The sequence below is a fragment of the Geodermatophilus sp. SYSU D00708 genome, assembly GCF_054050115.1.
Genome location: NZ_JBJGYS010000023.1, coordinates 25756 through 38268, shown reverse-complemented (window position 1 = coordinate 38268; position 12513 = coordinate 25756). Strand labels below are relative to the sequence as shown.

Here is a 12513-nt window from a genome sequence, read left to right as displayed (position 1 = left end):
CCGGCGACCGGCACCACGGCCCCGAGTCAGCCGAGGGGGTGCCGGGCGCGGGCCAGGCAGTACACCGCGAACGAGGCCAGCCCCGCCGCGAGGACGGTGAGCACCCAGGCCCCGTACGGCTCGGCGGCGACGGTCCGCAGCGCGCCGTCCAGACCGGTCGCCGCGGCGGGGTCGAAGGTGGCCGCCGCCCACGCGACCACCGCGCCGACCAGCACGAAGGCCACGCCCTTCAGGACGAAGCCGACCTGGCTGAACCGGTGCGTGAGCGTGCACAGGGCGGGGGAGACGGTGCTGAGGTCGATCTCGCCGAGGAAGTCCGAGCGCAGCCCCTTGCGGACCTGGTAGGCGCCGATCCCGATGACGACCAGGCCGGCGGCGACGACCAGCGCCTGGCCGCCGGGCCAGGACAGGACGCCGCGCACCGCCCGCGCACCCTCCTCCGGCCGCTGCCCGTCGCCGAGGGCCGTGCGGGCGGCCGAGACGGCGAGGAAGCCGTAGACCACCGCGGTGCCGAGGGTCTTGCCGAGCTGCACCAGGGCGGCACGACGCTCCGGCCCCGGGTCGGGCGGCGTGGTGCGGTGCCGCAGCACCTCCACCGCCTGCCACGCGCACAGGCCGGCCAGGCCGACCGTGAGGGCCCACAGCAGTCCCCGGCCGACCGGTGACTCCGCGAGCAGCGCCATCGCCCCGCTCTGGTCGACGGGGTCGCCGGCGCCGCGGGACCGCCCGGCGTGCCAGGCCAGCTGCAGGGCCAGCCATGCGACGAGGAGGTGCACCAGCGCGTACCCGACCAGCCCGAGCCGGGCCACGTGCCGCAGGGCGGTGCTGCGCGCCGCCCGCTGCACCACCGGGACGGCGTCCCCGTCCGCCTGCTCGGTCTCCGTCGTCATCCCGTCCCCGTCATCGGCGTTCCTGCGCAGGGCAGCGTGACACGGCTCGCGCTCGGTCGCCCGGGACGCTCGGGAGCGGGCCGCGGCCGGAGGGCCTCGGTGAGGGACACTGGCTGCCGTGGCGAACGGCGCAGCGGTGTTGACGGCGGAGCGGACGACCCCGGAGGAGGCCCGCCGGTCCTGGCCGCGGTGGCTCGCCGGCGGGGGAGCCCTGCTCGTCGTGGCCGTCGTGGCCGTGTTCTGGGACGCCGCCGGTGCGCGGCTGCTGCTCGGTGTGGCGGGCGCGCTGGCCGCCGTCCGCGGTGGGGTGCTCCTCGCCGGGCGCCGGTCGCGGGGCCCGGCCTCCGTCGCCATTGCCGCCGGGCCGGCCGCACTGGTCGTGGCGCTGCTCTCGGCGTCCGCCTCCGGCTGGGTGCTGCTGGCCGGCGTCCCGGCCGGGTTGCTGGCCGGCGCGCTGGTGCTCCTGCGCCGGGGCGGCGCGGCGCGCCGCAGCGGCTCGGCCGCCCTGGTCTGGTGGGCGCTGGTGACCGGCCTGCTCGTCGTGACCGGCGTCGTCGCCGGCTGGGGCCGGGCCGCGGACGGCGCCACCGTCGTCGCCGCCCTCGCCGTCGGCCTGCTCGGGGTGTTCCTGCTCGTCGGCGCCGCCAACCTGCGCACGGTGGCCCAGCGGCCGCCGGCACCGGCCCGGCCCGCCGGCTGCGCGGGGTGCGCCTGCGGCGCGGGGGGCTGCGGCTCCCTCGGCTGACCCCGACGGTCGGCACCGTTCCGGTTACGGGGGGACGGCGCCGGGAACCCCCGTTGCGTGACCGGACACGTCTTCGTGGTCGGCGCCGATCTGCGCCACCTGGTGTGCGACGACGTCCTCGTGCCGACCGACCGGGCGCTGCGGGTCACCGCGGGGTGGCGGGAGCTGCTGCCCGCCCAGCTGGTCGCCGACGAGGACGGCGAGGGGGTCTGCCTGGACCTGCGGTGGCACGGCGACGAGCGGGTGCTGGAGGTCCCCTGCGACGACCGTCACCCCCGCCTCTGGCTGGTCGACACCGTCGCCGGCGACGGGGACGAGGGGGACGACGCCCTGCCGTGGCTGCTCGACGGCGCCCGTGCGGCGCTGGCCGCCGTCGCCCGGCGGGAGGTGGCCGAGCCGGTGCACGGGCGCGCCCGCCGGCTGGTGGCGCTGCCGGCGCTGGGCACCGGCTGGGGTGGAGCCGCCGGCCGCCGCGGCGAGCTCCTGCAGCGGCTGCTGCCGGTGCTGCGCGAGGCGGCCACCGAGCACGGCTTCGACGTCGCGCTGGTGCTGCGCGGGCCCAGCGACCTGGCCGCCGCGCAGCGGGTGCGCCGCGGCGAGGACGGCGGCTGGGACCTCCCCGAGCACCTGCGCGACCTGGCCGGGCAGCTGGGCGAGCGGGCCCGGCGCGGGCAGCTGGCCGCGTTCGTGGGCGCCGGGGTGAGCGCCGCGGCGGGCCTGCCGACCTGGGAGCAGCTGCTCGACGAGCTGGCCGAGCGGTCCGGGCTGGGCGCCGGGCTGCGCGCTGGTCTGGCCCGGCTGCCCGCCCAGGACGCCGCCGCGCTGCTGGCCCGCGAGCTGGGCCGCGGGCAACTGGAGTGCTTCGTCAAGGAGCGCTTCGGTCCCGGCCACTACGCGCTCGCCCACGCGCTGCTCGCCGACCTGCCCGTGCAGGAGTTCGTCACCACCAACTACGACCCGCTGGTCGAGACCGCGGCCCGTGACATCGGACGGTCGGTGGCGGTGCTGCCCTTCGACGACCCCGAGCCCGGCCGGCCGTGGCTGCTCAAGCTGCACGGCGACGCCGCCCATCCGGAGAGCGTCGTCCTGACCCGCGAGGAGTACCTGCAGTTCGGCGACACGCGGGCCGCGCTGGCCGGCGTGCTGCACTCGATGCTGCTCACCCGGCACGTGCTGTTCGTCGGGACCTCGATGCAGGACGACGACCTGATCCGCATCGCCCACCAGGTGCGCAGTGCGATCCAGGCGCCCGGCGCGGCCCCCCGCCGGCGCAACGGCACCGTCCTCACCCTCCGCGAGGACCGGGCGCGGGCGCGGCTGTGGGAGCAGGACGTGGAGACCGTCGCGATGGCGCCGGCCGACACCCGGCCGGCCGAGGCGGCCCGCCTGCTGGAGGTCGTGCTCGACCTGATCGGCTGCCTGTCCACCCCGCCCACCGGCTACCTGCTCGACCCCGCCTACCGCGGGATGCTCGACGAGGAGGAGCGGGCACTGGCCGAGGCGCTGGGCCGCGTCGAGCAGGTGCTGCCGGCGGGGTTCCGCAGCACGGCCGCCGCGGAGGTCGCCGCCCTGCTGCGCCGGCTGGGCTCCCGGGCCGGCGACGACCGCCCGCCGCCCGACGAGGCCACCCACCGCCAGGACGACCGGGTCCAGGAGCAGCGGCCCGGCTGAGGAAGGACCCCGTCCTCCCCACCGCGCGCAGGCTCGCGGCGAGCCTCTGGACGGGGCGGACCGCCTGGTTACCCACCGTCGCGGCTGGGCACGGGTGCTGCCATGCGCCGCCCCCGCCTCGACAACAGCGTCCAGCTGCTGACCCAGGGATACGCCTGGCTGCCCGACAAGCGGCGGACGCTGGGCCGGCGCACCGTCGCCACCCGGCTCGGAGGCCTGCCGGCGTTCGGCATCGAGGGCCCCGACGCGGCCCGCTTCCTCTACGACGAGGACCACGTCCGGCGCGCGCACGCCATCCCGGAACCGGTGCAGGGCACCCTCTTCGGCAAGGGCGCCGTGCACACCCTCGACGGGCACGAGCACCGGGTGCGCAAGGCGATGTTCGTGGCCCTGCTGATGGACCCGCAGCGCACCGCGCCGCTGGTGGAGCGGGTCACCGCCGCGTGGGACGCCGCCGTGCCCGGCTGGGCCGCGCGGGAGGAGATCGTGCTCTTCGACGAGGCGCGGGTCGTGCTCACCCGCGCCGTCCACGACTGGGCGGGCATCCCGCTGGCCGACGACGAGGTGCCCGGGGTGGCGCGGGACCTCACCGCGATGGTCGACGGCTTCGCCACCGGCGGTCCCCGCCACTGGCGGGCCCGGCGCTCCCGCGGGCGGCAGGAGGCCCGGCTGTCCCGGCTCGTCGAGGAGGTGCGCGGCGGCGGGACGACGGTGCCCGCGGGGTCGGTGGTCGACGTCGTCGCGCGGCACCGGGACGCCGACGGCGAGCAGCTGGACCCGCACCTGGCCGCCGTCGAGCTGCTCAACGTCGTCCGGCCCACCGTGGCGATCAGCTGGTTCCTCGCGTTCTCCGGGCACGCGCTCGTCCGGTGGCCGCAGTACCGCGAGCGGCTGGCGTCGGACCACCCGGCGTTCGCCGAGGCGTGGGCGCACGAGGTCCGCCGGTTCTACCCCTTCGCGCCGTTCATCGGCGGGCGCGCGCCGCGCGAGGTCGAGTGGGACGGCGAGCGGATCCCGCGCCACGCGATGGTGCTGCTGGACCTCTACGGGCAGGACCACGACCCCGACCTGTGGGGCGACCCCTACGCCTTCCGGCCCGAGCGCTTCCTCGACCGGGAGATCGGCGCCTTCGAGCTGGTGCCGCAGGGTGCGGGGGACCCCCGCACCAACCACCGCTGCCCCGGGGAGCAGGTCGTGGTCGCCGTGCTGGCGGCGCTCGCCGTCCGGCTGGCCCGGCTGCGGGCCGACGTCCCCGAGCAGGACCTCACCATCTCGCTGCGGCGGATCCCGGCGCGGCCGGCGTCGGGCGTCGTGCTGCGCGTGCGGGGCTCGGCGTGACCGCAGCGGCGTGGTCGCGCTCCGAAGCGGCCACGCCGGGGGCGACTCCCGGCCGCCGGCGGCCCGTGGTCAGATCAGAGCCGGTCGGGCTGGGGGAGGCGCGAATGTGCAAGGTCTGGGCTGCGGCGGTGGGTGTCGTGGGGCTGCTCGCGCTGGTCGGCGGCGTGGTGTGGGCCGAGATCGACATGGCCTCCATGACCGGTCCGGCCCTCGTCGGCCTCGGCGCGCTGCTGCTGGTGGCGGCCGCGACCCTCTGCGGCGTCAAGGAGGGCCTCGACGCGCTGACCCGGCACCGCCACGCCGGCCACCCCTGAGCCCACCCGACCCGGGAGGGGCAGAAATGGCCATTTCTGCCCCTCCGAGGACTACGCCAGGCGGGCGAGCTCGGCGGGCAGCGCGCCGGGGGAGAGGACGGCGAGCCGCTGGGTGGCCCGGGTGAGGGCGACGTAGAGGTCGTTGTGCCCGCGCACCCCCTCGTCGAGGACGCCCGCGGGGTCCACGACGAGCACGTTGTCGAACTCCAGCCCCTTGGCCTCGGTCGGCGTGATCACCACCGGGCCCGTCGAGGAGTCGGCGTCCGGACCGCTGGAGACGCCCGCCACCCGCTCCGCGACCGCGTCGGTGACCTCGTCGACCCGGCTCGCCGGGACGATCACCGCGGTGGTGCCCTCGTGCTCCGCCAGCTGCGCGGTGAGCTCGGCGACCCGGCCGGTCAGCTTCTCCTGGCCGGTCACCTCGGCCCACGGCGCGGCGGTACCCGGCCGCACCGAGCGGGGCGCGGTGGCGCCGTTGCCGGCGGCGGCGAGCACGTCGGCGGCCACCGCCATGATCTCGGCCGGCGTGCGGTAGTTGACGGTCAGTTCCTCCAGCCGCCAGGCGTCGCCGACGTGCGGGCGCAGCGTCTCGTCCCAGGCGGCGGCACCGGCCAGTGAGCCGGTCTGGGCCAGGTCGCCGACGGCGGTCATCGAGCGGGTGGGGCAGCGGCGGACCAGCAGCCGCCAGGCCATCGGCGAGAGCTCCTGCGCCTCGTCGACGACGACGTGCCCGAAGGTCCAGGTGCGGTCGGCGGCGGCCCGCTCGGCGGTCGTGCGGGTGTCGACCGCGCGCTGCCGCTCGGCCAGCTCCTCGGCGCCGATCAGGTCACCGGCGCTGAGCACCTCGGCCTCCAGGTGCTCGTCCTCGAGGTCGATCGAGCGCGAGCCGTGCAGCACGTCGAGGGTCTCCTGCGCCTGCGCCAGCCGGCGGCGGCGGTCGCGCTCCTCGCGGGCCCGCTGCGCGCTGTCGTCGAAGCCGAGCAGCTCCTCGGCCTCGTCCAGGAGGGGGACGTCGGCCGGGGTCCAGGCGGCGCTGCGCGGCCGGTGCAGGAGCGCGCGGGTCGCGTCGTCCCAGCCGGGCGTGGCGGCGGCGATCCGGGCCGGGTCGGCGTACAGCTCGGTGAGCAGCCGTTCGGGGGTCAGCACCGGCCACAGGTCGTCGACGAGCAGCCGGACGGCGGGCTCGGCGGCGACCTCGCGGCGCAGCGCGGCGACGTCCTCGCGGTCGAGCAGGCTGCCCCCGCCCTGCACGTCGGTGCCGATGCGCTCGGCGTAGCGCTTGGTGAGCGTGTCGACGATGCGGCGGGCGAACTCCGGCCGGGCCAGGTTGTGCAACCGGTCGGCCTTGCGCGCCCCGGTCTGCGCACGCTTCACGTCGATCGGGCGCAGCCGCAGCGCGAAACCGTCGACGACCACCTCGACGGGGGAGTTCGGCACCACCTGCCGGGCGGCGACGGCGCGCTCGAGGACCTCGACCATCTCCAGCCGGCCCTTGACCGCCGCGGTCTCCGGCGACTCGGTCCCGCGCGCGTCCAGGCCCGGGCGCAGCTGGCCCAGCCCGGCCAGGAGCACCCCGGTCTCGCCGAGCGAGGGCAGCACGTCGGCGATGTAGCGCAGGAACGTCGGCGTGGGCCCGACGACCAGCAGGCCGCGCCGGGCCAGCCGCTCGCGGTGGGTGTAGAGCAGGTAGGCCGCGCGGTGCAGGGCGACGGCGGTCTTGCCGGTGCCCGGCCCGCCCTGGACGACCAGGACACCCCGGTCGTCGGCGCGGATGATGCGGTCCTGCTCGGCCTGGATGGTGCGGACGATGTCGGTCATCCGGCCGGTGCGCGCGGTGTCGAGCGCGGCCATGAGCGCCGCCTCGCCGGTCAGCCCAGAGCCGGCGACCCCGTCGGTGAGCACCTCGTCGTCCAGCCGGACGACGCGGCGCCCGCGGGTGCGGATGTGCCGGCGGCGGGACACCCCGAGCGGGTGCACCGGGGTGGCGGTGTAGAAGGGCCGGGCCGCGGGTGCCCGCCAGTCGACCAGCGCGGGATCGCCGCCGGCGTCGTCGGCGGCCAGCCCGATCCGGCCGATGTAGAGCGGGCCGTCGTCGGTGCGGTCGATCCGGCCGACGCACAACCCGGCCTCGGCGGCGTCGAGGGCGGTGACCCGCTCGGTCTGGAACCGCACGGTGGCGTCGCGTTCCTGCAACGCCTGCGGGTCGACCGCCGGCCAGGAGATGGCCTGCCTCAGCCGCTGCGAGGCGAGGTCGCGGGCGGCGTCGAGGCGGCCGTAGAGGTCGGCCACGTACTGCTGTTCGGTGTCGAGCTCGGGATGGGGAACGACATCGGGCTGCGTCGTCGGCACTGCGCGTCTCTCTGTCGGGGATCTCGGCGAAGGAGCAATCGCCCATGGTGCCCCGACATTCCCGATCCGCGCCGCCGACGCACCCGAGGACCCCTGCGCCCGGCCCGGGTCCTCGGGTGCGTCGTGCCGCGGTCAGCTGCCCAGTAGCCGGCGCAGCCAGCGGGTGCGTGCTGCGCGCGCCTCCTTCGAGATGGTCGCGTCGGGGGCGAACCCGTCGAATCCGTGGAACCCGCCCGGCCACACGTGCAGCTCGGCGATCCCGCCGGCCTGCCAGATGCGGGTGGCGTACTCGACGTCCTCGTCGCGGAAGGTCTCCGCGGAGCCGACGTCGAGGAACGTCGGCGGGAGGCCGGACAGGTCGGCGGCCCGTGCGGGCGCTGCGTAGGGGGAGACGTCGGGGCCGCCGCGGGCGTCGCCGAGCAGCGCCGTCCAGCCGGTGTCGTTGGCGGTGCGGTCCCACACGCCGCGACCGGCCATCTGGTGGGCCGAGACGGTGTCGTTGCGGTCGTCGAGCATGGGGCACAGCAGCAGCTGCCCGAGCAGCGGCGGGCCACCCCGGTCGCGGGCCATCAGGGCCAGCGCCGCGGCCAGCCCACCGCCGGCGCTGACGCCGCCGACGACGATCCGCGCCGGGTCGATGCCGAGCTCGGCGGCGTGTTCGGCGGTCCAGACCAGGCCGGCGTAGCAGTCCTCCACCGGGCCGGGGTGCGGCGTCTCGGGTGCCAGCCGGTAGTCGACCGAGACGACGGCCATCCCGAGCTCCTCGGCGTGCTCGAGCGCGCCGAGGACGCCGGAGCGGTTGTCCCCGATGATCATCCCGCCGCCGTGCGTGAAGTAGATCGCCGCGGTCGGGCCGGTGGCGGCGGTGGGCCGGCAGATCAGCAGCGAGACCTCCGGCGCACCCTCCGGGCCGGGTACCGACCGCTCCTCGAGGGTGAACGCGCCGCCCCGGCGGAGCTCGTCGTCGGTCGGCCGCGGGGTGAGCGGATTCTCCCGCAGCGCCGGGATGAGGTCCGCGGTGAGCGGGGTCGAGGTGAACGCCGCGAACTGCTCCAGCGCGACCGCGCACTCCGGGTCGAACGGGGGCGGCGGGCCGATCTCGGTGTCGGGGCGGGCGGACGGCGACGTCAGTGTCACGGGACCTCCAGGGCGCGGGCGGACGGCGGCCCCATCGTGGTGCCGGGTGCACCGGTCGGCCAACCCCCGCGGGCTCGGACCGGGCGCCGTGCGGCGCTGCGCCTGCCGGGACCAAGGACTCTGGACCAGATCACAGTCGGTGACCGCGACGGCAACTCGGAGGTCATCTCGACGTCATGTCCACTCCCTACCGTCGGTCGTGCACACCCCAGGAGGAAGCCATGACCGCACCCACCGCTGACCGCTCGGCCCGCCGCGCCTCCGGCTCCCGCAGCCGCCCGCGTCCGGACCGCACGACCTGGACCTGCCCGAACTGCCACCGGGAGACGAAGCCGCCGCGCAAGCGCTGCGCGGACTGCGGCACCTCCCGCTACTGAGAGGACCTGACCCTCCCCGCCCGTCGCGGGCCCGTCGCGGCGCCCTGGACGGGGCCGCCGGCCGGCCGACCGGGGGCGGACACGCCTGGGCGCGTGGACGGCGCGAGGAGACGGGGGACAGCCGGGGCGCCGTCCGTATACGGTCGTTCCGTGGGCGTGATCATGCGGAACCGGGTCCGCGTGACCGGGGCCGCCGGCGCGCGGCCGATGGTCTTCGCGCACGGCTTCGGGTGCGACCAGGAGATGTGGCGGTTCGTCGCGCCGCAGTTCGAGACCGACCACCGCGTCGTCCTCTTCGACCACGTCGGGGCCGGGCGCTCGGACCTCTCCGCGTACGACCCGGTCAAGTACGGCTCGCTGCGGGGGTACGCCGCCGACGTCGTCGAGCTGTGCCGGGAGCTCGGCCTGGCGGACGTGGTGTTCGTCGGGCACTCGGTGAGCGCCATGATCGGCGTCCTCGCCGGCCGGCTGGCACCGGGGCTGCTCGGCGCCCACGTGATGATCGGTCCCAACCCCCGGTACGTCGACGACGGCGACTACACCGGCGGCTTCTCCCGGGCCGACGTCGTAGGCCTGCTCGAGGCGCTGGACAGCAACCACCTCGGCTGGGCGCGCGCGATGGCCCCGGTGGTCATGGGCAACCCCGACCGGCCGGAGCTGACCGAGGAGCTGGCCAACAGCTTCTGCCGCACCGATCCCGACATCGCCCGCCGGTTCGCCCGGGTCACGTTCCTCTCCGACAACCGCGCCGACCTGCCCGGTGTGGACGTGCCGACGCTGGTGCTGCAGTGCAGCGCCGACGCGATCGCGCCGGAGGCGGTGGGCCGGTTCGTGCACCGGCAGGTCCCCGGCAGCGTGTTCACCCAGCTGGCCGCGACGGGGCACTGCCCGCACCTGAGCGCCCCCGAGGAGACCACCGCCGCCATCCGGGCCTTCCTCTCCGGCCTCGGCGGGTGAGGCCTGTCGTGGAACAGCCCGTGGGCGGTCGGCGGCCGGACGACCCGGCCGTGCTCCAGCGGTTGCTCGAGGAGGACCCGGCCGACCTGTACGAGAACGCGCCGTGCGGCTACTTCTCGGCGCTGCCCGACGGCCGCGTGGTCAAGGTCAACCGCACGTTCTGCGAGTGGACCGGCCGGGACGCCGGGGACCTGCTCGGCACCCGGTTCCAGGAGCTGCTCAGCATCGGCGGCCGGGTCTTCTACGAGACACACATGGCGCCGCTGCTGCGCATGCAGGGCGCGGTGCGGGAGGTGGCGCTCGACGTCGCCCGCGCCGACGGCTCGCTGCTGCCGTGCCTGGTCAACGCCGTCGAGGTGCGCGACGCCTCGGGTGCGCCGCTGCTGGTGCGGGCGACGGTGTTCGAGGCGACGTCCCGGCGACGGTACGAGCGTGCGCTGCTGGCGGCCCAGCGCGCGGCGGCGGAGTCCGAGGCGCGGTCGGCGACGCTGCACCAGACCGTGTCGGAGCTGGCGGCGGCCACCTCGGCGCGGGAGGTGGCGCGCGTCGTGGTCTCCCGCAGCCGGTCGGCCGTCAGAGCCGGCGGCGCCGGGCTGTGGCTGGCCACCGAGCGGCGGGGCGCGGCGCGCCCGGGACGGTCCGTCCCGCCCATCGAGCTGGTCGCCGCCGAGGGCATCCCCCCGCAGCTGCTGCGGGAGATGGAGGCGGCCGCGGTCGGGGGCGCCGAGCTGGTCCGCGAGGGCGGGGTCCACACGGTGCCGCTGGGGGCCGGCCTGCGGTCGGTGTGGCCCGGCCTGGCCGCCGCGATGGAGGAGGCCGGCCAGGAGTCGCTGGTCGTCGTCTCGGTCAACGCCGACAGCCGTCACCTGGGGGCGCTGGTGCTGCTGCTGGGCGCGGCCGGGGACAGCGAGCTCGTCGACCTGACCGAGCCGGGGCAGCGGGGCGCGCTGCCGCAGGCCGACCTCGACCTGCTGGCGACCGTCGGCCGGCAGGCCGGGCAGGCCCTGGAGCGGGTGTGGCTGCACGAGGAGACCGCGCGGCAGGCCGAGCGGTCGGCGTTCCTCCTCGACGCCGCGCGGCTGATGGCCTCGGCCCGGGACGTGACGGAGACCGCCGAGCGGCTGGCCGAGCTGGCGGTGCCGCGGCTGGCCGACCTGTGCGTGATCGACCTGGTGACCGAGCACGGCCTGAGCCGCCCGGCGGCCCGGCACGCCGACCCGGGCCGGCGCCGGCTGGCCCACGAGCTGCAGGAGCGGCACCTGCCGGCGCGCAGTCCCACCCACCCGAGCGTGCAGGCGATGGAGCAGGGGCGCACGGTGTGGGTCCGCGAGATCACCGACGCCTGGCTGGCGGAGGTCGCCACCGACGAGCGGCACCTGGAGATCGCCCGGGCGCTGCAGCTGGTCGACCTGGTCTGCGTGCCGCTGACCGCGGCGGAGGGCCGCCCGCTCGGCGTGCTGACGCTGGGCACCGACCGGGGGCGCGGACCGCTCACCCCGGCCGACGTCGAGGTCGCCGAACAGCTCGCACTCCAGGTCTCCCAGGTCGTCGACAAGGGGCAGCGCTTCGAGCTCGAGGCGCGGACCTCGCACACCCTGCAGGCCAACCTGCTGCCGCCCGCCCCGCCGCCGGTGCCCGGGCTGCGGGTCGCGGTCCGCTACCTCGCGGCCAGCCGAGGGGCCGACGTCGGCGGCGACTTCTACGACGTCGTCCCGCTGCCGGGCGACCGGGTGGCGCTGGCGGTGGGGGACGTGGTGGGCCACGACATCACCGCGGCGGCGGTCATGGGCCAGCTGCGCAGCGTCCACCGGGCGCTGCTGGCCGACGGCGCGACCCCCAGCGCGGTCGTCGACCGGCTGCAGTCCGCGTGGTCGATGCTGGGGCTGCAGCGGATGGCGACGGCGATGTTCGGCACGCTCGACCCCGGCAGCGGCCGGCTGCAGGTGGCCTCCGCGGGGCACCTGCCGCCGCTGGTCGTCGCGGGCGGGGACGCCGCGCTGCTCGACGTCGAGCCCACCCGGATGCTCGGTGCCCCGCCGTCCCCGGCACCGACGCGGGAGTGGACCGGGGTGCTGGCACCGGGGGCCACGCTGCTGCTCTACACCGACGGGCTGGTGGAGAGCCGGGACGCCGACGTCGACGTGGGCCTGGCCGCGCTGCGGGACACCTCGGTGCGGGTGGCGACCGACGACCTCGACGAGTTCTGCGACCGGCTGCTGGCGGAGCTGGCCGGTGGCGTCCGGGCCGACGACGTGGCGCTGCTCGCGATCACCCGGGCGCCCGGGGTCGACACGCCCTAGCGCGGCGGCTCCGTGCGCGCGACCATCGGCGCAGAGCACCACGCGCGGCGCGGGAGGCGGCGATGGAGCGTTCCCCCAACCCTGGGACCACCAACCCGGTCATCGAGTCGATCGACGGCGCCACCGGCGACATCACCATGTCCGGCGACGCGATGCGCTGGTCACCGGAGCTGGCCGAAGGGAACGGGCGCGGGGCGGCGGCGACCTTCCCCGGCGTGGACGTCGCCGCCGGGTTCGGCTCGCTGCTCGGCCTGGACGGCTCGGGCGTGCGGCGGCTGGTGTCCGGCGCGGTGACCTCCCTGGCGACGGTCGCCGGGGACGTCGTCTCGGAGCTGCGACAGCTCACCCGCGGGACCGAGGCGGACGACGACCCCGAGCGCTGACCCGGCGCGCCCCTGTCCCGGCGGCTCCCTGTAGAACCGGGGTGCACGGCCA

At 76.8% G+C, this 12513-nt stretch carries 11 protein-coding genes; 8 read left to right on the top strand and 3 right to left on the bottom strand.

Going from position 1 to position 12513, the window contains the following annotated elements; translation table 11 throughout:
* Positions 1 to 26: 26 nt before the first annotated feature.
* Entirely contained in the window at positions 27 to 890 is an 864-nt protein-coding gene (locus tag ACI79D_RS18220) for a DUF1206 domain-containing protein (RefSeq protein WP_456919880.1), read from the bottom strand.
* A 118-nt stretch (positions 891 to 1008) separates the two neighbouring features.
* Between ACI79D_RS18220 and ACI79D_RS18215 the strand changes: the two genes are divergently transcribed.
* From ACI79D_RS18215 to ACI79D_RS18200, 4 genes are all read left to right on the top strand, one after another.
* Positions 1009 to 1635: a hypothetical protein gene (locus ACI79D_RS18215; RefSeq protein WP_456919879.1), complete on the top strand. Its 627-nt coding sequence runs from the start codon at positions 1009 to 1011 to the stop codon at positions 1633 to 1635.
* A 57-nt stretch (positions 1636 to 1692) separates the two neighbouring features.
* Entirely contained in the window at positions 1693 to 3306 is a 1614-nt protein-coding gene (locus tag ACI79D_RS18210; RefSeq protein ID WP_456919878.1) for an SIR2 family protein, read from the top strand.
* Positions 3307 to 3408: 102 nt separating this feature from the next.
* Positions 3409 to 4644 (top strand): cytochrome P450, encoded by a 1236-nt coding sequence (locus tag ACI79D_RS18205; protein WP_456919877.1) that lies wholly within the window; start codon positions 3409 to 3411, stop codon positions 4642 to 4644.
* Positions 4645 to 4748: 104 nt separating this feature from the next.
* Positions 4749 to 4958: a hypothetical protein gene (locus tag ACI79D_RS18200; RefSeq protein ID WP_456919876.1), complete on the top strand. Its 210-nt coding sequence runs from the start codon at positions 4749 to 4751 to the stop codon at positions 4956 to 4958.
* A 51-nt stretch (positions 4959 to 5009) separates the two neighbouring features.
* On the opposite strand, the gene ACI79D_RS18195 is transcribed toward ACI79D_RS18200, so the two are convergent.
* Together ACI79D_RS18195 and ACI79D_RS18190 are read right to left on the bottom strand one after the other, a co-directional pair.
* Entirely contained in the window at positions 5010 to 7307 is a 2298-nt protein-coding gene (locus ACI79D_RS18195) for a HelD family protein (RefSeq protein ID WP_456919875.1), read from the bottom strand.
* A gap of 132 nt (positions 7308 to 7439) precedes the next feature.
* The gene (locus ACI79D_RS18190) at positions 7440 to 8444 is read right to left on the bottom strand and encodes an alpha/beta hydrolase (protein ID WP_456919874.1); all 1005 of its coding nucleotides are present in this window, start codon (positions 8442 to 8444) and stop codon (positions 7440 to 7442) included.
* Positions 8445 to 8665: 221 nt separating this feature from the next.
* On the opposite strand from ACI79D_RS18190, the gene ACI79D_RS18185 reads away from it, so the two are divergent.
* The 4 genes from ACI79D_RS18185 (at position 8666) to ACI79D_RS18170 (ending at position 12461) form a co-directional block, all read left to right on the top strand.
* Positions 8666 to 8821: a hypothetical protein gene (locus tag ACI79D_RS18185; RefSeq protein ID WP_456919873.1), complete on the top strand. Its 156-nt coding sequence runs from the start codon at positions 8666 to 8668 to the stop codon at positions 8819 to 8821.
* Positions 8822 to 8971: 150 nt separating this feature from the next.
* Entirely contained in the window at positions 8972 to 9778 is an 807-nt protein-coding gene (locus ACI79D_RS18180) for an alpha/beta fold hydrolase (protein WP_456919872.1), read from the top strand.
* An 8-nt stretch (positions 9779 to 9786) separates the two neighbouring features.
* Positions 9787 to 12078, top strand: coding sequence for a SpoIIE family protein phosphatase (locus tag ACI79D_RS18175; protein WP_456919871.1), 2292 nt, complete (start codon positions 9787 to 9789; stop codon positions 12076 to 12078).
* Positions 12079 to 12140: 62 nt separating this feature from the next.
* Positions 12141 to 12461 carry a hypothetical protein gene (locus ACI79D_RS18170; protein WP_456919870.1) on the top strand — a complete coding sequence of 107 codons (321 nt, stop codon included), beginning with the start codon at positions 12141 to 12143 and terminating at the stop codon, positions 12459 to 12461.
* Positions 12462 to 12513 lie beyond the last annotated feature (52 nt).

Bases quoted from the DNA above. Each gene is read 5' to 3' on its own strand.
- ACI79D_RS18170 (WP_456919870.1), top strand. From the start codon at position 12,141: ATGGAGCGTTCCCCCAACCCTGGGACCACCAACCCGGTCATCGAGTCG.
- ACI79D_RS18185 (WP_456919873.1), top strand. From the start codon at position 8,666: ATGACCGCACCCACCGCTGACCGCTCGGCCCGCCGCGCCTCCGGCTCC.
- ACI79D_RS18200 (WP_456919876.1), top strand. From the start codon at position 4,749: ATGTGCAAGGTCTGGGCTGCGGCGGTGGGTGTCGTGGGGCTGCTCGCG.
- ACI79D_RS18220 (WP_456919880.1), bottom strand. From the start codon at position 890: ATGACGACGGAGACCGAGCAGGCGGACGGGGACGCCGTCCCGGTGGTG.
- ACI79D_RS18205 (WP_456919877.1), top strand. From the start codon at position 3,409: ATGCGCCGCCCCCGCCTCGACAACAGCGTCCAGCTGCTGACCCAGGGA.